The sequence below is a fragment of the Streptomyces sp. JLBG701 genome, assembly GCF_058544905.1.
On the sequence record NZ_CM178588.1, the window covers coordinates 9,534,835 to 9,555,308 of the forward strand.

17 protein-coding genes are annotated in these 20,474 nt (G+C 70.3%); 4 read left to right on the forward strand and 13 right to left on the reverse strand.

The window, feature by feature from the left end; translation table 11 throughout:
• Window positions 1-39: 39 nt before the first annotated feature.
• From AC5DRG_RS43640 to AC5DRG_RS43655, 4 genes are all read right to left on the reverse strand, one after another.
• Window positions 40-792, reverse strand: coding sequence for an IclR family transcriptional regulator (locus tag AC5DRG_RS43640; protein ID WP_491805421.1), 753 nt, complete (start codon window positions 790-792; stop codon window positions 40-42).
• Complete coding sequence (locus AC5DRG_RS43645; protein WP_491805422.1) at window positions 789-2,171, reverse strand: prolyl oligopeptidase family serine peptidase; 1,383 nt, start codon at window positions 2,169-2,171, stop codon at window positions 789-791. Before AC5DRG_RS43645 ends, AC5DRG_RS43640 begins: the two co-directional genes overlap by 4 nt.
• On the reverse strand, window positions 2,168-3,523 hold the full coding sequence (locus tag AC5DRG_RS43650; protein WP_491805424.1) for an MFS transporter: 1,356 nt from the start codon (window positions 3,521-3,523) through the stop codon (window positions 2,168-2,170). Before AC5DRG_RS43650 ends, AC5DRG_RS43645 begins: the two co-directional genes overlap by 4 nt.
• An 80-nt stretch (window positions 3,524-3,603) precedes the next feature.
• Window positions 3,604-4,122 (reverse strand): MarR family winged helix-turn-helix transcriptional regulator, encoded by a 519-nt coding sequence (locus AC5DRG_RS43655; protein ID WP_491805426.1) that lies wholly within the window; start codon window positions 4,120-4,122, stop codon window positions 3,604-3,606.
• A 118-nt stretch (window positions 4,123-4,240) separates the two neighbouring features.
• Between AC5DRG_RS43655 and AC5DRG_RS43660 the strand changes: the two genes are divergently transcribed.
• From AC5DRG_RS43660 to AC5DRG_RS43675, 4 genes are read left to right on the forward strand one after another with little or no spacing between them, the layout of a single operon-like run.
• Entirely contained in the window at window positions 4,241-5,158 is a 918-nt protein-coding gene (locus AC5DRG_RS43660) for an SDR family NAD(P)-dependent oxidoreductase (RefSeq protein ID WP_491805428.1), read from the forward strand.
• Between the two features lie 11 nt (window positions 5,159-5,169).
• Window positions 5,170-6,045: an amidohydrolase family protein gene (locus tag AC5DRG_RS43665; RefSeq protein ID WP_491813315.1), complete on the forward strand. Its 876-nt coding sequence runs from the start codon at window positions 5,170-5,172 to the stop codon at window positions 6,043-6,045.
• Window positions 6,046-6,072: 27 nt separating this feature from the next.
• Window positions 6,073-7,581, forward strand: a complete 1,509-nt coding sequence (menE, locus tag AC5DRG_RS43670; protein ID WP_491805430.1) for an o-succinylbenzoate--CoA ligase — start codon at window positions 6,073-6,075, stop codon at window positions 7,579-7,581.
• Window positions 7,582-7,595: 14 nt separating this feature from the next.
• The gene (locus AC5DRG_RS43675) at window positions 7,596-8,051 is read left to right on the forward strand and encodes a MaoC family dehydratase (protein ID WP_491805432.1); all 456 of its coding nucleotides are present in this window, start codon (window positions 7,596-7,598) and stop codon (window positions 8,049-8,051) included.
• On the opposite strand, the gene AC5DRG_RS43680 is transcribed toward AC5DRG_RS43675, so the two are convergent.
• From AC5DRG_RS43680 to AC5DRG_RS43720, 9 genes are all read right to left on the reverse strand, one after another.
• On the reverse strand, window positions 8,042-8,872 hold the full coding sequence (locus tag AC5DRG_RS43680) for a PaaX family transcriptional regulator (protein WP_491805434.1): 831 nt from the start codon (window positions 8,870-8,872) through the stop codon (window positions 8,042-8,044). The genes AC5DRG_RS43675 and AC5DRG_RS43680 overlap by 10 nt on opposite strands.
• A 33-nt stretch (window positions 8,873-8,905) precedes the next feature.
• Window positions 8,906-9,757 carry a hypothetical protein gene (locus AC5DRG_RS43685; RefSeq protein ID WP_491805436.1) on the reverse strand — a complete coding sequence of 284 codons (852 nt, stop codon included), beginning with the start codon at window positions 9,755-9,757 and terminating at the stop codon, window positions 8,906-8,908.
• Window positions 9,757-11,424, reverse strand: coding sequence for a PHP domain-containing protein (locus AC5DRG_RS43690; RefSeq protein WP_491805438.1), 1,668 nt, complete (start codon window positions 11,422-11,424; stop codon window positions 9,757-9,759). Before AC5DRG_RS43690 ends, AC5DRG_RS43685 begins: the two co-directional genes overlap by 1 nt.
• A 17-nt stretch (window positions 11,425-11,441) precedes the next feature.
• Complete coding sequence (locus AC5DRG_RS43695) at window positions 11,442-13,286, reverse strand: LamG-like jellyroll fold domain-containing protein (protein ID WP_491805440.1); 1,845 nt, start codon at window positions 13,284-13,286, stop codon at window positions 11,442-11,444.
• A 68-nt stretch (window positions 13,287-13,354) separates the two neighbouring features.
• Window positions 13,355-16,288: a glycoside hydrolase family 2 TIM barrel-domain containing protein gene (locus AC5DRG_RS43700; protein ID WP_491805442.1), complete on the reverse strand. Its 2,934-nt coding sequence runs from the start codon at window positions 16,286-16,288 to the stop codon at window positions 13,355-13,357.
• Window positions 16,285-17,271 (reverse strand): alkaline phosphatase family protein, encoded by a 987-nt coding sequence (locus AC5DRG_RS43705; protein WP_491805444.1) that lies wholly within the window; start codon window positions 17,269-17,271, stop codon window positions 16,285-16,287. The genes AC5DRG_RS43700 and AC5DRG_RS43705 overlap by 4 nt, the downstream gene beginning before the upstream one ends.
• A gap of 23 nt (window positions 17,272-17,294) precedes the next feature.
• Entirely contained in the window at window positions 17,295-18,164 is an 870-nt protein-coding gene (locus tag AC5DRG_RS43710) for a carbohydrate ABC transporter permease (RefSeq protein ID WP_491805446.1), read from the reverse strand.
• Entirely contained in the window at window positions 18,161-19,045 is an 885-nt protein-coding gene (locus tag AC5DRG_RS43715; protein WP_491813316.1) for a carbohydrate ABC transporter permease, read from the reverse strand. Before AC5DRG_RS43715 ends, AC5DRG_RS43710 begins: the two co-directional genes overlap by 4 nt.
• A 124-nt stretch (window positions 19,046-19,169) precedes the next feature.
• Entirely contained in the window at window positions 19,170-20,450 is a 1,281-nt protein-coding gene (locus AC5DRG_RS43720) for an ABC transporter substrate-binding protein (protein ID WP_491805448.1), read from the reverse strand.
• Between the last annotated feature and the right edge of the window lie 24 nt (window positions 20,451-20,474).

Here is a 20,474-nt window from a genome sequence, read left to right on the forward strand (position 1 = left end):
GCTGGTCGCGCAGTTCCCCGCGCCCCTGGCGGGGTTCCGTCAGCGTGGGTCTGGTTGCCAGCCCAGTGCCCTTGAAATGCCTCGTGCCGCCAGTCGTACCGCCGGGATCAGTGCCGGTACCTGGGCGTCCGCCTGCGGGACTACGACGGAGACGGCGGCTACCACTGACCCGCCCGCCCCGCGCACCGGCGCCGCCACCGACAGTGCGTCATCGGTGACCTGGCGGCTGCTCACCGCGACGCCCGTGCGCCGCACCTCGGCCAGTACGCGCCGTAGTCGTGCCGGGTCGGTGAGGGTGTACGGGGTGAAGGACGCCAACGGGCCCTCGCAGTACTTCTCCTGGAGGTCGGCTTCCCCGTTGGCCAGCAGGGCGAGGCCGACCCCGGTGGCGTGCAGGGGCCAGCGCGCGCCGATCCGGATGTGCACGCCGACCGCCGAACGCCCGGAGATCCACTCGATGTAGACGACCTCCGACCCGTCCCGCACCGCCAACTGCACGTTCTCGTGCGTCGCCTCGTACAGGTCCTCCAGATACGGCAGCGCGACCTGCCGCAGCGCCAGCCCGCGCGGCGCGAGTGCCGCCACCTCCCACAGCCGCAGCCCGACGTGATACACCCCGGACTCGTCCCGCTCCAGGGCGCCCCACTCGGTCAGCGCGCCCACGAGTCGGTGCGCGGTGGTGAGGGTCAGCCCGGCCCGCCGGCTGATGTCCGTGAGGCCCAGCGCCGGGTGTTCGTGGTCGAACGCGGCGAGGACGGACAGCAGCCGGTCGGGTGCGGAGCGGGTGGTCATTGCCGGGTGTCTCCGGGGTGTGCGAGGTCGTACGGGCGCGGGTAGGGGCCCGGGGCGTAGGTCACGTAGCGGGCCTCGGTCGTCGGGTCCTCCTGCTCGGCACGGGCGTTGAGGGTGGCGGCCGAGGTGTCCCAGCGGCCCGAGTCCAGACGGTGTTCCAGGGTGTGCAGGGCGCCGAGCATCTCGCCCGAGGTGAAGGTGCAGTGGCCGGGCCCGTCGACGTAGGCCTGGCTGAGCAGGGCTCCCGAGCCCGCGGCGGTGGCGGCGCGCCGGTAGGCGCTCTCGGACTGGACCGGGATCAGCGCGTCACCCGTGGTGTGGATGTCGAGCTGCGGATCGGTGAGCCGGCCGGTGAAGACGCTGGTGCTCCGCGTCCACTGTACGGCCGCGGGGTCGGCGGAGATGCGGGGTGCGCGGTCGAGGGCCGCGAGGTCGTTCTGCAAGGACAGGTCCGCCTCCTTGTAGAGCTCCGTCACCTCCTTGTACACCGAGGAGTGCCGGAGCATCCGCGTGTAGTCGACACCCGTGTTCCAGGACGGGTTCCCGCCGGCCCGGGTCTCGGCCTCCTGCCGCCAGCTGAAGGCGGGCAGCCGGATCAGGCCCGTGACGGCGGTGTACTGGTTGGCCTGCTGGGCGTCCCAGTCGGTGGGGCCGGGCTCGGGCTGCGCGGGGTCGTTGTAGCCGGGGATGTTGTGCAGGGCGGCGGCCAGGGCGATCCGGGCGCGGCCCTCGGCGGTCTGCTGGGCCGAGGCGACCTCGGTGGCCAGGGTCGTCGCCGCGCTCTGCGCCTCCGCCTGGTCGGTGAAACCGGTGAGCGGGATGTCGGAGTCCGGGGTGAGCAGGGTCTTCAGCGCGAACACCGGATCCAGCGTGCTGTTCCAGTTGGCGACACCGCCGTGCACCAGCCCGCACATCGACAGCGACCCGTCGAAGCGGTCGGCGTGCCGCTCGGCCAGCGTCGTCGTGACGAGCCCGCCGTACGAGGTGCCCCAGGCGACCGTCCGCCGGGCCGCGCCGAACTTCTCCGTGAACAGGTCCAGCGTGGCCAGCTGGTCGGGCACGGCGTCCGTGACGGCCCAGCCGGTCGTCGCGTACGAGGAGCCGATCAACGCGTACCCCTCGGCGAGGAGTTTGGCCGTCGTCCCGGTCCGGGTGTCCGAGTCGGGGGAGTTCTGGGCCGGGTTGGGCCAGCCGCCCGCGCGGTAGCCGTGGCTGTAGAGCAGGACGGTGCCGTTCCAGTCGGCGGGTACGTCCATCAAGTAGGCGGCTCCCGAGGGGAGTTGGCCTTCGATGTGGGCGTCCGTGGCGGCGTGTGCGGGCACGGCGGTCGCCGTGCACAGGAGCATGCCGAGGGTGAGTAAGGCGGTGCGGGTTCTCATCGGGGCGTGCCTTCCGGTGTGGGGGTGGTGATGCGGGAAGGGGAGGCGTCGAGGGTGTCGGTGTGCGTCTCGCGCAGCCGCCACACGGTGAGCGCCGTGATGGCCGCGCCGCCGCACAGCAGCAGCGAGACGGGGGTGCTGCTGCCGCCGGACGAGGCCAGCAGGCTGCTCGCGATCAGTGGGGAGAAACCGGCGCCGACCAGGGTCGCGGCCTGGTAGCCGAGCGAGGCGCCCGTGTAGCGGACCCGGGTGCCGAACATCTCGGTGAGCAGGGCGCCGAGCGGGCCGTACATCGTGGACTGGGCGACGCCGTGGCCCAGGGCGAGGGCGAGGATCAGCAGGCCGGGGGAGCCCGAGTCGACCAGCGCCAGCACGGGGAAGGCGAGCGCGGCCGAGGCGATCGCGCCGGCCAGGACCACCGGGCGGCGGCCCACCCGGTCGGACAGGGCGGACGCGGCGGGCAGCACGACCAGCGCCACGCAGGAGGCGATGGTCACGGCGGTGAGCACCTGCGAGCGGCTGTAGCCGTGCCCGACCGCGTACGAGATCATGAAGCCGGTCAGCAGCGACTGCGCGGTGAACGCGCCGATGCCGACACAGCAGGCGAGCAGTACGGGCTTGGGCCGGCGCAGCACCTCCAGGACCGGCGGCCTGTCCAGGGGCTCCCGCTTGACCTGCGTGAACAGCGGGCTCTCCACGACCCTGAGCCGCACGAACATGCCGACGGCCAGCAGTACGACGCTCAGCAGGAACGGCACCCGCCAGCCCCAGGTGCGGAACTGCTCGTCGGGGAGCGTGGAGACCAGGGTGACCACTCCGGCGGACAGCACGGAGCCGACCGGAGCGCCCAGCATGGTGAAGCTGGACCACATGCCGCGGCGGCCGCTCTGCGCGTGTTCGGCGTGCTCGACGACCATCAGGGTCGCGCCGCCCCACTCGCCGCCGATCGCGAGACCCTGCACCACACGCAGGGTGACCAGGAGGACGGGCGCCCAGACGCCGATCGCGTCGTAGGTCGGCAGCACGCCGATGAGGAAGCTGCCGCAGCCCATCAGGACCATGGTCAGCAGCATCATCGACTTGCGGCCGAGCCGGTCGCCGAAGTGCCCGAAGACGATGCCGCCCAGGGGGCGGGCCACATAGCCCGCGGCGAAGGTGCCGAAGGCGGCGACGGTGCCGACCGCGGGGTCGGCCTGGGGGAAGAACAGTTCGCCGAAGACAAGGGCGGCGACGGTGCCGTACACGAGGAAGTCGTAGAACTCGACGGCGGTGCCGAGCAGGCCGGACAGTGCGACGCGGCGCAACTGCCGGGTGTCGGGGGACGGTTGAGCGGTGGAGGGGGATGACTGCACGGTGAGCTCCCTGGGGACGGGGCGCGCTTGCACCGTGAAGTTAGGCATATCCCGTGCGGTCGTCAATCATTTGCACAACATCAGTTGGACTCGTCCTCCGCGATCCGCAGCAGAAGCGCCTGCAGCGTCTCCCGCTCGGCCGCGTCGAGCGGGCCGAGCAGGTCGTTGGTCACCCGCAGGCCGGCCTCGTCGGTGCCGCGCAGGAAGGCGCGGCCTTCCTCGGTGAGGACCACGATCCGGCTGCGGCGGTCGTCCGGGGCGGGGCGGCGCTCGGCGAAGCCCAGCTTCTCCAGGTCGTCGACCAGGCCCACGATCGCGCTCGGGTCGTAGCCGAGCCGGACGCTCAGCTCGCGCTGCAGCGCCCCCTCGGTGGTGGCGAGGAAACGCAGCACCGCGTAGTGGCGCAGGCGCAGCCCCGACTCCTGGAGGAAGGAGTTGAAGAGCTGACCCGAGCGCAGGCCCAGCCGGTACAGCAGGTAGCCCGTGTCCGCGTGCAGTCCACGCATCCAGGGTTCGGCCGCGTCGATGGGCTCCGGGGTGACGTGCTGGCGTGTGATGGCGGACTCCTTGGGCTCGATGCGTCCTGGAGATTCCAGCATGTCTCACCCGTAGGTCATCAACAACTATTGACGTCGACAATTATTGCTCTTAGCTTCGATCTCGAAGCCGCACCCAGGTGCGTCTCGCAGCCGCATCGCCTTGTGAAGGGACTCACCCGTGCCCAGCATCGATCTGACCGGCAAGGTCGCCGTCGTCACCGGCAGTGGCCGGGGCCTCGGCCTCGCCTACGCGCACGCTCTCGCCGCCCACGGAGCCTCCGTGGTCGTCAACGACGTCGACGAGGCCGTGGCCGAGCAGGCCGTCAAGTCCATCGCCGAGGCGGGCGGCACCGCCGTCGCCGAGGTCGTCCCGGTCGGCACGGCCGAGGCCGCCGAGCGGCTGGTCAACCGGGCGGTCGAGGAGTTCGGGCGGCTGGACATCCTGGTCACCAACGCGGGCATCCTGCGCGACAAGGTCCTGTGGAAGATGACCGACGAGGACTTCGACGCGGTGATCACCATCCACCTCAAGGGCACCTTCACCTGCGCCCGCGCCGCCGCCGTCCGCATGCGCGAGCAGGGCGAGGGCGGCAGCCTGATCCTGGTCGGCTCGCCGGCCGGTCAGCGCGGCAACTTCGGGCAGACGAACTACGCCGCCGCGAAGGCCGGCATCGCCGCCATGGCCCGCACCTGGTCGATGGAGCTGGGCCGGGCCGGTATCACCGTCAACGCGATCGTGCCGGTCGCGGCGACCGCGATGACCGAGACCATCCCCGCCTTCGCCCCGTACATCGAGGCCATGAGGAACGGCGAACCGCTTCCGGACTTCCTGCGCAAGGGCGAGGGCTTCGGCACCCCCGAGGACTGCGCGGCCCTCGTCCCCTTCCTCGCCTCCGAGGCCGCCCGTGGCATCACCGGCCAGGCCATCGGCATCGGCGGCGACAAGGTGGCACTCTGGTCGCATCCGCAGGAGATCAGCGCGGCGTACGCCGACGGCGGCTGGACCCCCGACACCCTGGCCGACGCCTTCCCGACCTCCGTCGGCGCCGAGCTCCAGTCGGTGGGCATTCCCGCGCCCAAGCTGCCGGAGGCGTGATGGCACCCCCCATGAACCTCGACGAACTCGTCGCGATCGACGTCCACACCCATGCGGAGGTGTCCTCCAAAGGCCACTCCTCCCTGGACGACGACCTGCACGACGCCTCCTCCGCCTACTTCAAGGTCGAGGGCAAGCGGAAGCCGACCTTGGAGGAGACGGCCGCCTACTACCGAGAGCGGAAGATGGCCGCCGTGATCTTCACGGTCGACGCCGAGTCCGCGACCGGCACCGAGCCCGTCCCCAACGAGGAGGTCGCCGAGGCCGCCGCCGCCAACCCGGACGTGCTGATCCCCTTCGCCTCGATCGACCCCTTCCGCGGCAAGGCCGGGGTCAAGCGGGCCCGCCGCCTGGTCGAGGAGTACGGGGTGAAGGGCTTCAAGTTCCACCCCAGCGTCCAGGGCTTCTTCCCCAACGACCGGTCGGTGGCGTACGACCTGTACGAGGTGATCGAGGAGACCGGCACCATCGCCCTGTTCCACACGGGCCAGACGGGAATCGGCGCCGGAGTGCCCGGCGGGGGCGGCATCCGCCTCAAGTACTCCAACCCGCTCCACGTGGACGACGTGGCCGCCGACTTCCCGCACCTGAAGATCATCCTGGCGCATCCGTCCTTCCCCTGGCAGGACGAGGCCCTCGCCGTCGCCACACACAAGCCGGGCGTGCACATCGACCTGTCCGGCTGGTCGCCGAAGTACTTCCCGCCGCAGCTGGTGCAGTACGCCAACACCCTGCTGAAGGACAAGGTCCTCTTCGGCTCCGACTACCCCGTCCTCACCCCCGACCGCTGGCTCGCCGACTTCGCGAAGCTGCCGATCAAGGACGAGGTCAGACCGAAGATCCTCAAGGAGAACGCGGCCCGGCTGCTCGGGCTGACGAAACCGTAACTCCGTAACTCGTAGAGGGGCGCAACGATGCGCAACGAGGGACTGGGGTCGTGGCCCGCACGCCGGGCCCGCAAGACCCCGCACCGCACCGCCCTGATCCACGGCGACGCCACCTTCACCTACGCCGACCTGTACGAACGCACCACCCGCCTCGCGCACGCCCTGCGCGCCCGGGGCGTGCGCCGCGGCGACCGGATCGCCTACCTCGGCGCGAACCACCCCTCCTACCTGGAGACACTGTTCGCGGCCGGCACGCTCGGCGCGGTCTTCGTCCCGCTCAACACCCGCCTGGCCGGCCCCGAGATCGCCTACCAGCTCGCCGACTCCGGCGCCAAGGCCCTCGTCTACGGCCCCTCGCACGCCGGACTCGTAGCCGGACTGCCGGGCAGTACGGATGTCCGTACGTACGTCGAGGTCGGCGCCGAGTACGAGGAGGCGCTGGCCACCGCCTCCGCCGAGCCGATCGACGCACCGGTCACCGCCGACGACACCTGCATCATCATGTACACCTCGGGGACGACAGGGCGTCCCAAGGGCGCGATGCTCACGCACGGCAACCTGATCTGGAACGCCGTCAACGTCCTGGTCGACCACGACCTGATCGCCGACGAACGCGCCCTGGTCTCCGCCCCGTTGTTCCACACGGCCGGCCTGAACATGCTCACCCTGCCGGTGCTGCTCAAGGGCGGCACCTGTGTCCTGGTCGAGGCCTTCGACCCGGACGCCACCTTCGACCTGATCGCCCGGCACCGGATCACCTTCATGTTCGGTGTGCCGACGATGTTCGACCAGGTGGCCCGGCATCCGCGCTGGGCGGAGGCCGACCTGTCCTCGCTGCGGATCCTCACCTGCGGCGGCTCCCCGGTGCCGACTCCGCTGATCGCCGCCTACCAGGAGCGCGGGCTCACCTTCCTCCAGGGCTACGGCATGACGGAGGCCGCGCCCGGGACGCTGTTCCTGGACGCCGAGCACGCGCAGAGCAAGGCCGGTTCGGCGGGTGTGCCGCACTTCTTCAGCGACGTACGGGTCGTACGGCCGGACCTCGTGCCGGTCGACGTCGGCGAGACCGGCGAGGTCGTGGTCCGCGGCCCGCATGTCATGCCCGGCTACTGGGGGCTGCCCGAGGAGACGGCCGCCTCCTTCACGGACGGCTGGTTCCGCAGCGGGGACGCGGCCCGGGTAGACGAGGACGGCTATGTCTTCATCGTCGACCGCATCAAGGACATGATCATCTCCGGTGGGGAGAACATCTACCCCGCCGAGATCGAGGACCTGCTCCTGGCCCACCCCGACATCGTCGAGTGCGCGGTGATCGGCGTGTCGGACGACAAGTGGGGCGAGGTGCCGCGCGCGGTCGTCGTGCCCCGGGAGGGCGCCGAACTGGACCCGGACGAGGTGCTCGCCTCGCTGTCCGGCCGGCTCGCCAAGTACAAGATCCCGAAGTCGGTCGTGGTCGCGGACGAACTCCCGCGCACCGCCTCCGGCAAGCTCCTGAAGTCCCGGGTGCGCAAGCGCTTCGGCAACCAACTCCCTTAAGGAACAGGCTACTTATGAGCATCACCGTGAACGGCCTCGACGAACTCAAGAAGCTGGCCGGCAGCGACCTGGGCACCAGCGAGTGGATCGAGATCACCCAGGAGCGCATCGACACCTTCGCCGACGCCACGGGCGACCACCAGTGGATCCACGTCGACCCGGAGAAGGCCGCCGAGGGTCCCTTCGGCGCGCCGATCGCCCACGGTTATCTCACCCTCTCCCTCTTCATCCCTCTGTTCACCGAGCTGCTGGACGTCCAGGGCGTGACGACGAAGGTCAACTACGGCCTGAACAAGGTGCGTTTCCCCTCGCCGGTGAAGGTCGGCTCGCGGATACGGCTCATCGGGAAGCTGGCGGACGTCGAGGACGTGCCGGGCGGGGTGCAGATCACCGTCGACGGCACGGTCGAGATCGAGGGCGGCGCCAAGCCGGCGGCGGTGCTGCAGAGCCTGTCGCGCTTCTACGCCTGATCGGGGCGGACCGGCACGAGGTCGAGAAGGCGCTCCGAGGCGTCCCGGGCGAGCGGGGTGAGCCGCTCGTGCACCGTCCGGAACGTCTTCTCGGCCTGTTCCGCCGGCCAGTCCTCCGGCAGATGCCGCACCGGCAGGCGCGGATCGCGCCGGATGATCCGCAGCCACTCCGTCTGGAGGCGCAGCCGCAGGGTCAACGCGTCGTCGGGCTCCGGGAGTTGCGTCTCCCACGCCTGCCAGCGCCGCACGAACGCCTCGTAGCCCGCGGCCAGTTCGCTCAGCTCCCAGGTCTCCTCGATCATCGCGCCGATGTCCATCCCGGAGTCGGCGTGCGCGCGGAAGACCTTGACGTGGGCGGACAGGCCGAGTTCGGCGACCAGTTCCGTCACGTCGACCTCGCCGGGCGCGATCCACAGCCCGCTGAACAGGGGGCCGAAGCCGCTCCAGGTGAGCTGGGAGCGCAGGTCGTGGCGCTGGCGCTGCCAGGACTCGGGCAGCGAGAAGCCGAGCAGCGTCCAGGTGCCGTCCCACTGCCGGTTGACGGCACCGGTCCGCCAGATGCGCAGCTCGCCGTCGCGCAGGACGGCCGCCGAACGCCCGGTCAGACCGAAGTACATCCGGCGGCCCTCGCGCTGGCGGCGCAGCAGACCGCGGTTCACCATGCGGGTCAGCGTCGAGCGCGTCGCCTGCTCGCCGACGCCCGCACGGGCGAAGACGTCGATGACACTGCCCGAGTACACGCACACGTCACGCCCGAGCACCTGGTCGCCCAGGAACGTCAGCATGAGCGACTGGGGCCGCACCACCTCTTCACCGGTCACGCGGCCCACGGTACGCCTGGATCGATCAGTTGGTCAGCCCGTGACCTGCTGATACGAGTAGACGGTCGTCGACAGGGCGCAGACGCCGGGCTGGATCACCTCCGCGCGCAGGGTGCCGCTGTTCACGTCGTAGTCGACGCCCTCCGCCTCGTACGTCGTCTCGGTGCACAGGCTGCGCTGCGGCAGCGCGAACAGGCTCGTCACCGCACCGGTGATCGGCTGCCCGTCCAGCTTGCGCGGCAGGTCGACCTGGAGGAGGGGCCGGACCTCGGGGAACAGCGTGGCCGAGTCGTCGTCGGAGGAGCACACCAGCCGGGTGTCGGTCACGAAGTCGCAGCCCTGGATGTCGCGCACGGTCTTGTCCAGGGTGATCTGCCAGGCCTCGCCGAGCGCCCCGCCCGTCGCCGGCGTCGACGGGTTGAGCAGGGGGGTGGGGAAGACCTGGAGCCGGTTCATGTCGCCCCACTCGCCCGACACCATCCACTGCCCGTCGGGCGAGACGGTGGCGAAGGAGTTGTTCACCTTCTCGCCCGTGTTGAGCGTGTGCAGGTACTGGTAGCGCTGCCCGGCCGGTGTGGTGACCGCGTACATCTTGGAGGCGGCCGTGTCGGCGCCCTGGTAGGCGTCGAAGACATAGCCGTTCGAGATGTCCGGGTCACCGACGTGGTTCCAGCCCGCGATGCGCAGGTCGAGGGGGATGTCCGTGAGCCCGCGGTACAGCAGTGAGCCATCCGCGAGGCTCGCGAGCCCCTGGCCGCCGCCCAGCGTGTCGGTGTAGGCGGTGCCGGTCTCCGCCCAGTGCGTCGCGTCGGCCGCGAACGCCGCCGGAGCGGTGAGCGTGAGGGCACCTAATAAGGAGGCGAGAGCAAGGAGTTGACGCTTCATCAGGCACCTGCCACGTCGACGAAGATGGGGTTGGCATAGAACCATGTATCGGCCCACGGGTCACCGTTTCCGGGCTCGTGGGGGATCGGCCCGTGCGGGTCGACCGAGGCGCCGAGGTAGCCCGCGCCATTGCGCTTGCCGTCGCTGCCGCGCAGCCGGACGTAGAAGGATTCGTCACCGGCGGTCAGCGGGATGCGCAGGGTGTACGTCCCCTTGCGGCCCGACACGTCCACCGTGCGTACGACCTTGGTGTCCGGCGCCCGCCAGGTGTCGCGGTCGGACACGGGACCGGTCACTGCGCCCCGGATGACGTCCACGTGCGCCAACTCGGGGAGGATTCCCTGGGTGTTGGGGCGCGAGGCGCTCGTCACGGTGACCGACAGGGTGAGCTTCTCGCCCTTGCGGACGCGCAGCCGGCCGCCCAGGGTGACACCCGTGCCGAAGTCGCAGTCGCGCCGCAGCCGCACGTCGAGCCCGTCGAGCAGATGCCCGTGATCCAGCCAGACGCGGCCCGCGCGCAGGCCCGCCATCACCGCGCGGTAGCCGTAGCGGGTGACGCCGACGTGGGTGCGGCTGAACTGGCCGGGCCAGAAGTCGCTGCCCGGCTGCGGGGTGTCGGTGTTGACCGGGTCGGGCAGCTTGCCGGTGTTGTCGAAGTTCTGCCCGGCCGGCCAGTCGCCGTTCTTCCAGGTGTCGAAGACGATCCGGTGGGCGTCGGAGTTGGTGGTGACGGAGAACAGCCTGCCCTCGGAGAGCATCGCGTCCCACAGCCCGCCGACGGTCGCCGTCGCCCAGTCGAAGCCGCCGTACGTGAGGTAGCCGTCCGCCGGGTAACCGGCCCAGGACTGTGCGGACGGCTTGTTCTCGTACTCGCCGCGGATCGACGTCGAGCTGCGCCAGCCGGGGATGGCCGCGCCCTGGGCGCCCGGTGCTCCCTCCATGCCGATCATGATGTCGGGGGCCGCGTCCCGCCAAGCCCGTATCTCGTGCGGGGAGTCGATGCCCAGACGCATGGGGTGGTTGGCGAGGACCAGCACGTCGTCGACGTAGCCGGTGCGGCGCTGCTCGGCCAACCACTGGATGCCCTTGACTGCGTGCGCCTCGTTGCGGGCGGTGTCCGCGCCGCCGGCGGAGCCGTCGGTGTAGCCGAGCAGCTTGCCGTCGTAGGCGCTCTCGAACTGCGTGAGGACGTCCACCTCATGAGGGCCGGGGGCGGCGAACACCGTGCAGTGCTCGGCGGCCGGGATGTACCACTCCAGGCCCTGGAAGATCAGCTGACGCGGGTTCTCGGCGCGGGCCTTGAGGATCTCGTCGTGCTCCAGCGGGGCGCCGTACTTGGCGTGCCCGAAGTTGGAGTGCTCGGTGAACACCATCCAGTCGAGGCCGTACTCGGCGCCCGCGGCGGCCAGTTGGGAGAACGTGTACTTCGCGTCGTGGCTGTAGACGGTGTGGATGTGGTGGTCGCCGACGAGGTAGGCGAGGCGGGGGTCGTCGCCGCCGAAGCGCGGCTCGGAGGCCGCGGCGGGCACGGCCGCCGAGCCGAGGGCGAAGGCGGCGCCGAACAGGCCCGCGCCGCGCAGGAGCCCGCGTCTGGAGACACCCTGGGCGTCGAGGGAGGAGGGGGAGACGGACGGGTCTGCCCAGGCGGGCAGCTGCTGCTCGGTCATGGCGTTCCTCAGACAGTTCAGTGGTTCATGAACGATGTGACGGGCAGCGCCCGTGCGACGATCCGGACGTCGCCCAGCCGTCCGTACAGGATCTGGTCGATCTGCCCGGCGTACTCGTAGCCGCCGAGCAGCCACGGCAGCCCGACAGAGGTGAGCCCGACGGCCGGGGCGTGGGGATTGCGGGCGACGGGGCAGCCCTGGACGTACAGCGTCGTGTGGGAGCCGTCGTTGACGACGGCGAGATGCCACCACACCTCCCGCGCCGTTTCGTCGCCCCAGTTCGTCGCTATGCCCTCCTGGTTGAGCGGGCGGACCGCCCACTGCGGGCCGGGACCGTCGGACAGGGAGAGCGTGGCCAGCGGCTCGTCCGGGTCGTCCTCGGTCTTGCCCGCGGCGCCGCCCGTGCCGGTGCGGCTGACGAGCCCCGCCCACTTGTTGTGCGCGGCGTCCCAGTCGGCGGGGAGGCGGTAGAAGGCCTCGATGGTGTAACCGTCCTTGAACGTCGCCGCGTTGAGCGGAGCGCCGGGGACTGTGCGCAGGTACGCGCCCCTCACCGGGGGCTTGTAGCCGTGGAACTCCAGGCTGCCGTGGCCGGGCTGGTCGGGGTGGTGGTCCGACGACCAGGTGAGCTTTCCGCCGTCCACCGTGACCAGGGTGAGGTCGTTGCCGCGTCCGGAGAGGTCGCGGACGGTGCCGCTGACCGTCGTACGGTCAGCGTGTCCGTCGAAGCGCCAGTAGGCGACCGTGCCGGGGACGAGCATCTGCGAGGCGGGGCGCGCCGGGCGCGGCGGCACCGGATCGAAGCCGGAGAAGCGGGAGGCGAAGTCGATCTCGACCGAGAAACGGTCGGCGTCGCCGCTCAGCTCGATCTCCTCCCGCTCCAGCTCGTTGAGCCCCTGCGCGGCCCGGCCCAGGATCCACGGGGAGACCGTCTCCACGTCGATGACGTTCCGGTCCAGGTCGAAGTGGTAGAGGCGGATCATCGCCGCGCCGCCGAAGTAGCGGTTCTGGTAGTTCGTCAGGTGCAGGTGGACCTCATGTCCGGCCGCGTTCTTGCGGGTTGTCCGGCCGGCGGGCCAGTAGTGCCCGTTGAGGGTGAGGAAGATCTGGTCGTGGTCCTCGATCAGCTGGTCCCACAGCTGCTGCCCGTACGTGGAGAGGGTGTCGTCCTCGACGACCAGCTCGTGCGTCGTGAGGATCACCGGCGTCTTCGGGTGCTGGGCGATGACCTCCTTGGCCCATGCGTAACCCTTGGCCGACAGCCGCCAGTCCAGCGCGAGCACCATCCACTTCCTGCCTGCGGCCCCGAAGAGGTGGAAGGTGTTGTAGCCGTCCGGGGAGGCGCCGCCGAACGTCGGCTTGCCCTGGAACCGCTGCGGCCCGAAGGCGTCCAAGTACGGCGTCGAGCCGCGCTGGTCGTCCGTGGAGGACCTCACGTCGTGGTTGCCGGCCACGACGCTGTAGCCGACGCCGCGCTCGTCCAGCAGCCCGAACGCCTCGCTGATCGCGGCGACTTCGGCCTGGGCGCCGTTCTCCGTGAGGTCGCCCAGGTGGGACAGGAAGACGATGTTCTCGTCCTGGCCGTGCTCCAGGAGATACTGCAGGGAGGCCTCGATCGGCGCCGGGTTGATGCTCGGCCCGTCGAAGAGGTACTGCGTGTCGGGCATCACGGCGAGCGTGAAGCGACGGCTCTCGGAGTCGGGCCGCCATTGCTGCTGTTCTTGCGGGGCCGCCTCGGCGACGGCCGGCAGCGTGACCGCGGTGGTGGCCGCCGCGCCGATCAGCGCGGTGGCCCGAAGAAAGTTGCGTCTCCCGGCGTGGGCGCAGGCAGACTCCTGCCCGGGCTCGTGCGAAGTGCACACATCGTCTCCAGTGAAAGGGCGTGGCAAAGCTGAGGAGTTGGGCGTGTTGAGAGCTGCGGGGGGTTGGATCAGAGGGTGCGCAGGGTCCAGCTCCAGCGGTGGACGCCCGACGGGACGAGGTAGGACGGTGAGGTGTCGGGGCCGCAGGACGCGGTGCCCAGGCCCCGGTGGGAGGCGTCGACGTGGACCACGCACCCGGGGCGCGGGACCAGCTCGTCATGGTGTGCGGCGGCGGTCAGGTCCGCGGCGCGGAAGCGGGTCACGGACACCTGGCGCGGCTCGTCCAGCTCTACCGCGAGGCCGGTGGCGTCCGGCGCCGACAGCGTGAAGTGCCGTACGCCGTGCCGGCCGCCGCTCTCCTGCGGCCGCAGATACGGGGTGAACAGCTCGTCCACGGAGAGGGAGTGGTGCCCGACGGGCGCACCCGCGCTGCGGTCCGGGTACGACTCCCAGGGGCCCTGCCCGAACCACTCCAGCAGGTCAAGGCCCGGCCCTGTCTCGAACACCGAGCCGACCCGCGCCACGTCGTCGAACTCCTCGGGCAGCTCGGCCGACTCCTCGACCTGGACACCGCCCGCGACGGGCGTGAACACCTGGAGGTGGCGGACGACGCCGACGGTCCCGGCGTACTCGGCGTGCACGGTCACACTCCCACTGTCGTCCTGCTGCACGGAGACGACCTTGCGGACGAGCGAGTCGAGCCCCCAGACCCGCCAGCGCAGCGCGATGCCGCCGAGCTCGTCGTTGTCGGTGGGCGCCCGCCACAGGGACAGCGTGGGGGCGACCGCCAGGAGGGGGTGGACGAGGAGGCCCTCGTCGTCGACCTCGACGGGCGGGCCCGCCACGGGAACGTCCGTCGAGACCGGCGTCGGTGCCGCGCGCAGCCGCAGCTGGGGTGCGCACACCTCCGTGCCGCGCGGCGCCCACGGCTCGTCGTCCGCCGTCGTCACCCGCAGCGTCAGCCAGGCCTCGCCGCCGTCCTCGGGCAGCGCGAACGGCAGCGGCACCGCCGCCGTCTCGCCCGGGCAGAGCTTGGGCAGCTCGGCGTCGGCGGTCAGGGTGCGGCCGTCCGCGAGGGACAGCTCCCACCGGGCGGACAGCCAGTCCAGGCCGCGGAAGTGCTGGTGGTTGCCGAGGACGATGCCCTCGTGCCGGAAGCACTCCATGCGCACCGGCGCCGCGAGCTCCCGGTGCTCGTACATCACGGGCTTGGGCGTGCGGTCGGGGAAGACGACCCCGTCGGCGATGAACGCGCCGTCGTGGATCGCCTCGCCGAAGTCGCCGCCGTACGCCCAGCGATGGCCGGGCGCGGCGACACCGTTGTCGTACAGGCCGGCGCCACCGCGCCCGACCGGTCTGCCATCGCTCACGCTTTGGAGAATGCCGTGGTCCCAGAACTCCCAGATGAAGCCGCCCTGAAGACCTGGGGTGGCCTCGATGGCGACCCAGTGGTCGGCCAGCGTGCCGTTGCTGTTGCCCATCGCGTGCGAGTACTCGCACTGGATGAGCGGCTTGGTCTGCTCCCCGGAGAGCGCGTGGGCGACGCAGTCCTCCAGCGGGGCGTACATGGGGCACGCGATGTCGGAGGCCAGGTCCGGGTCGGCCCAGCCGCGCTTGGCCGCGCCCTCGTACTGGAGCGGCCGCGTCGGGTCGTGCCGGCGTACCCAGCCCGCCGCCGCGTCGTGATTGGCCCCGTAGTCGGACTCGTTGCCCAGCGACCAGATGATGACCGACGGATGGTTCTTGTCCCGCAGCACCATCCGCGAGACCCGGTCCACGAAGGCGCCGAGATAGCGCGGGTCGTCGGCGATCTCGTGGGCGTGGTCGTGGGACTCGATGTCCGCCTCGTCGACGACGTAGAAGCCGAGCTCGTCCGCGAGGTCGTACAGCGTCGGGTCGTTCGGGTAGTGCGCGGTGCGGATCGCGTTGAAGCCGAAGCGCTTCAGCAAGACGAGATCGGCGCGCATGTCGTCGTACGACACCGTCCTGCCCGTCAGCGGATGGAAGTCGTGCCGGTTGACGCCGCGGATGAAGATCCGCTCGCCGTTGACCAGCAGGTCCCGGCCGACGATCTCGACGTCCCGGAAGCCGATCCGGTGCTGCGAAGTGTCGGCGACTGACCCGTCGGCGCGGTGCAGGCGCACGGTCAGGCCGTACAGCTCGGGGGTTTCGGCGTTCCAGGCGCGCACCTCGGGCACGGTGGCCAGGATCCGGGGCTCGCCGAGGAAGTCGGAGACGCGGTCGTCCTCGGTGTTGAACCGGTCGAACTCGGCGTCCTGCGCGAGGTGTTCACCGTCCAGCTCACCGGTGACGTACCAGCCCTCCGGCAGCGCGCCGCCCGTGTCCCGCACCTGGCAGTCGACCCGCAACTCCCCGTCGGCACGCGCGCGTACGGTTACGTCCGCGAGATACAGCGGGTCCGTCGCGTACAGCAGCACCGAGCGGGTGATCCCGCCGTGCCACCACTGGTCCTGGTCCTCGACGTGCGTGGCGTCCGACCACTTCACCACGGTCAGCCGTACGGTGGCCCGCTCGCCGGGACGCACCGCGGCCGTCAGATCGAACTCGGCGGCCAGGTGCGAGTCCTTGGAGATGCCGACGGGCCGCCCGTCCACGTGCACCAGCAGCACGCTCTCGGCCGCGCCGACCTGCAGCACGATCCGCCGCCCGGCCCACTCGGCGGGCACGTCCACCTCACGCTCGTACACACCCGTCGGGTTGGCCGCGGGGGAGGACGGCGGGAACTCGGGGAACGGCATCTGGACGTTGGTGTACTGAGGGAGGTCGTCGGTGCCCTGGAGGGTCCAGGCGCCGGGGACGTGCGTCGAGGACCAGGCACTGCCGACCGGCGCGTCCGGGGCTGGCAGCAGCTGGAACCTCCAGTCGCCGTCCAGGGGGAGTGCTCCGGAGCGCCGGTCGACGGCGTTCATGGGCATGCGCCCCCAGGAGGTCACCTCGGGTGACTCCCAGGGGCGCAGGGCGATCAGGGGATCGATGGTCATGACCGTTCCGAAGTCGGTGGTGACAGGGGGGACGTGGTGGGTCGGGGCAGGACGCGGCCCCGCAGACCCCAGGCGGGGTCGGCGGGGATGCCGAGACGGTCCAGGACGGTGGGGGCGATGTCGATGAGGCGGGGTGTGTCCAGCCGGGTGCCGCCGGGCGTTCCGGGCTCGGCGAGGACGACGAAGACCTCGCGCTCGGCATGCGTGTCGCCTCCGTGGCCGCCGGTGTCGAGATGCCCGTGGTCCGTGGTGACCAGCACCGTCCAGTGCTCGTCTCCACGGGCGGGGTCGGAGCGCCGGGCGTCGATGGCGTCAAGCAGCCGCCCGAGGTGGGTGTCCTGGGCGAGGAGGGCCTGGTCGTAGGCGAGGGTGAGGGGGCCCGTCGCGTGGCCGGCCTCGTCGGTGGCGCCGAAGTACACGAACACGATGTCCGGGTCGTCCTCGGTGAGCCAGCGCACGGCGGTGTCGGCGACGAGGCGGTCCGCGCCCTCGTAGCCGTCGGACTCGCCGTCGTACCGCACGCGCTCGTCGATGGCGGGGCCCAGGGTGCCGCGGTCGACCAGTTCGGGCCAGGACACCACCGCCGCCGTGCGTAGACCCGGCCGCGCGGTGGCGGCGCGGCTGAGGAAGTCGGGGAATCGGGTGTAGTCGGCGCCCGTGAAGTCGTTGCCGGTCACCCCGTGGCGGTCGGGCCACACCCCGGTCAGCACGCTCGACCAGCCGGGGCCGGAGTCGGTGTAGGCCATGCTGGTGGACGGACCGTTCTCCGCCTGACCGTCCACCTCGCCGTAGGGGAGCAGGCTGCTGCCGTGGGCGCCCTCGGCTATCAGGCCGTGCAGCACGGGGGCCGTGGTCGGCGGGCGAAGCGGGAAGGGGGTCCCCCCGGCCGGGGGCCGGGGGAGGGGCAGCCGGTCGAAGCGCAACCCGTCCATACCCACCACGAGCACCTTGCCGCGCCCCCGCCGTACGCCGCCGTCCACCATCGCGCACCTTTCTCGTGAGCGGTTCAGCTGCCCTGTACCGCGCCTTCGGTGGCGCCGGCGATGAACCCGCGCGCGAAGATCGCGAAGACCGCGACCAGCGGGATGGACGCCATGAGCACACCGGCCATGACCATGCTGTAGTCGGTGTTGTGGCCGACGTTGAGCTGGGCCAGCTCCACCTGGAGCGTGACGTGTTCGGGGTTGGTGAGCACGATGAGGGGCCAGACGTAGTCGTTCCAGGCACCGACGAAGGCGTAGATGGCGAGGAAGGACATCGCGGGCTTGATCATCGGCAGCGCGACGTTCCAGTACTGACGAAAGAACCCGGCGCCGTCGATGCGCGCCGCGTCGAGCAGTTCGTCGGGCACACCGTTCTCGATGTACTGGCGCAGCCAGAAGATGCCGAAGGCGTTGGAGAGGGCGGGCCAGACCAGCGCCTTGAGCATGCCGACCCAGCCGATCTCGGACATCAGGATGAACTGCGGCAGGACGGCCAGCTGGAGTGGCAGCATCATGAACACCAGCAGCGTGCCGAACAGTATCTTGCGCCCGGGGAACTCGAACTTGGCGAAGGCGAAGGCCGCCAGGGAGTCGACGAACAGCACCAGGACCGTGGTGACGCACGCGACGACGACCGTGTTGAGCATCGACCCGAAGAAGTCGACTGTGTCGAGCACACCCCGGATGTTCTCCAGCAGATGGGAGCCGAAGGTCAGCTTCGGTGGGCTCTTGTAGATGTCCCGGGTGGTGTTGGTCGCCATGACGATCGTCCACACGAACGGGAAGACCGAGATCAGGACGGCCAGGATGAGGAAGGCGTGCGCGGACAGGCCCTTGGGGCGGCGCGGCCGTTTCGTGCCCGTGGCCGGCCGTGGCGTGGCGGCTGTCGTCATGACTTCCTCCCTCGTTGCACGATGCGCCAGTTGATGACGACGAGCACGATGATCAGTACGAAGAAGGCCCACACGATGGCCGCGCCGTAGCCGTAGTCGTTGTCGAGGAAGGCCGACTGGTAGAAGTACAGCAGCGTGGTCAGGCCCGCCTGGCCCGGGCCGCCGAGGTTCTGGTTGGCGGCGTTGCTGGCGAAGAGGACCTGGGGTTCGCTGAAGCTCTGCAGACCGTTGATGGTCGAGATGACGACGGTGAACAGGATGATCGGCCGCATGATCGGGATGGTGATCTGGAAGAACGTGCGGATGGGGCCCGCGCCGTCCATCTTGGCCGCCTCGTAGACCGACTGCGGGATGGCCTGGAGGCCCGCCAGGTAGATGATCATGTTGTAGCCGGTCCACATCCAGGTCATCAGCAGCGCGATGACCACCTTGATCAGCCATGGGTTGCTCAGCCATGGGACAGGTGAGATGCCGACCATGCCCAGGATCGCGTTGACCAGGCCGAAGTCGTTGCTGAACACCGCGCCGAAGAAGATCGCCACGGCGACGATCGACGTCACGTTCGGCACGTAGAGGGCGATGCGGTAGAAGCCCTTGAAGCGGCGCACCGAATGCAGCACGGTCGCCAGGACCAGGGCGCCGAAGAGCGTGGGCACGGTCGACAGGACCCAGATCGCCAGGGTGTTGCGGATCGACAGCCAGAAGACCGGGTCGCTCCAGAGGAACTCGAACTGCTGCAGGCCCACGAACTGCTTGGCGCCCAGGCCGTCGTAGCGCTGGAAGGCCAGATACAGCGAATAGAAGACGGGGACGAACGAGAAGGCGATGAAGATCAGGTAGAAGGGCGAGATCGCCAGGTACTGCCGCCAGTACGACAGCACTCCGCGACGTTCGGGCCGCGCGACGCCCGCGGGCGGGGTGCGCCGCGGGCGGAAGCGGGCCGGGCCCGGCCCGCCACGGTGCTCTGGCACCGTGGCGGGTCCGGTGACCGGAGGTGACGACACCTCAGTTCACCCCCTGTCGCCGGGCGATCTGCTTGGCCTGGCTGACCGCGTCGTTCCAGGCGTCGTCGGGCTTCTTGCCCTTGGCCTCGATGCTGGTCAGTTCGGCCATGAAGGGAGCCATGACCGCGGAGTCGGCGGGTGCCTCGTAGCTGACGGGGATGGCCTCGGCGGCCGGGCCGAAGACCTCGATGATCTTCTGTCCGCCGAAGAAGGCGTCGGGGCCCGTCATGGCCGCCATCGAGTACGTGGCCGGGGAGGCGGGGAAGATGACGGCGTCGGTGAAGCTCTTGGCGTTGTTGTCCGGGCTGAGGATCCAGCTGATGATCTTGAATGCCTCTTCGGGGTTCCGGCACTGCTTGGGCAGGGTCAGATAGGAGCCGCCCTGGTTGGCCGGCCCGCCCGGCGTCGCGCAGACCCGCCACTTGCCCTTGGTGGCCGGGGCCGCCGACTCGATGTCCAGCGCGTGCCAGGCGGCGCCGACTTCGGTGGTCAGGCTCTTGCCGACGGCGGCGTTCCAGCTGTTGTCGTTGATCTTGGCGTCGAGGCCGAGCGTGTAGGCGCGGACCGCGGTGTCCCACGCGGCGCGGATGTGGTCCTGGTCGCCGATGAAGTGGTTGTCCTGGTCGATGAACCGCGTGGTGCCCTGGCCGACCATGATGCTGAACACCGAGCCCATGTTGTTGAGCAGGAAGGTGCCGGGCAGCGCCTTCTTCAGCTCGGTGCCGAGCGCGAAGTAGTCGTCCCAGGTCTTGGCCTCGGCGGCGACCTTGGCCGGGTCGCTGGGCAGCCCCGCCTTCTCGAACTGGTCCGCGCGGTAGAAGAGCGCGGTGGGACCGATGTCGATCGGGAATCCGATCTGCTTGCCGTCCTCGGTCTGGGCGAGCTTGGTCTTCCACTCCAGGTACTGGGAGGAGATCTTCTTGAAGCCCAGGTCGTTCAGGTCGAGGAAGCGGTCGGCATTGGGCAGGAAGGAGGCGATGTCCTCCCCCTTGATGCCGGTGATGTCCGGCACGGAGGAGCCGCCCGCCGCGAGTGTGGTGGTGAGCTTCTGCTTGAAGTCGCCGCCGATGGAGGAGCTGGTCAGCTTGATCTGACTGCTGAAGTGCGTCTTGGCCTCGGCGACCACCTTGTCGCTGAGGGCGCCGCCCCAGTACCACATGGTGAGGTTCTTGCCGTTCTTGGTACCGCCGGATCCCGAGTCGCCGCCACAGGCGACGGTCAGGCCGGAGGCAGCCGCGGTGAGTACGGCGGCCTGGAGGAAGCCTCTACGAGTAAGGTCCACGAGTCACTCCTGTTTGTTCCTGTT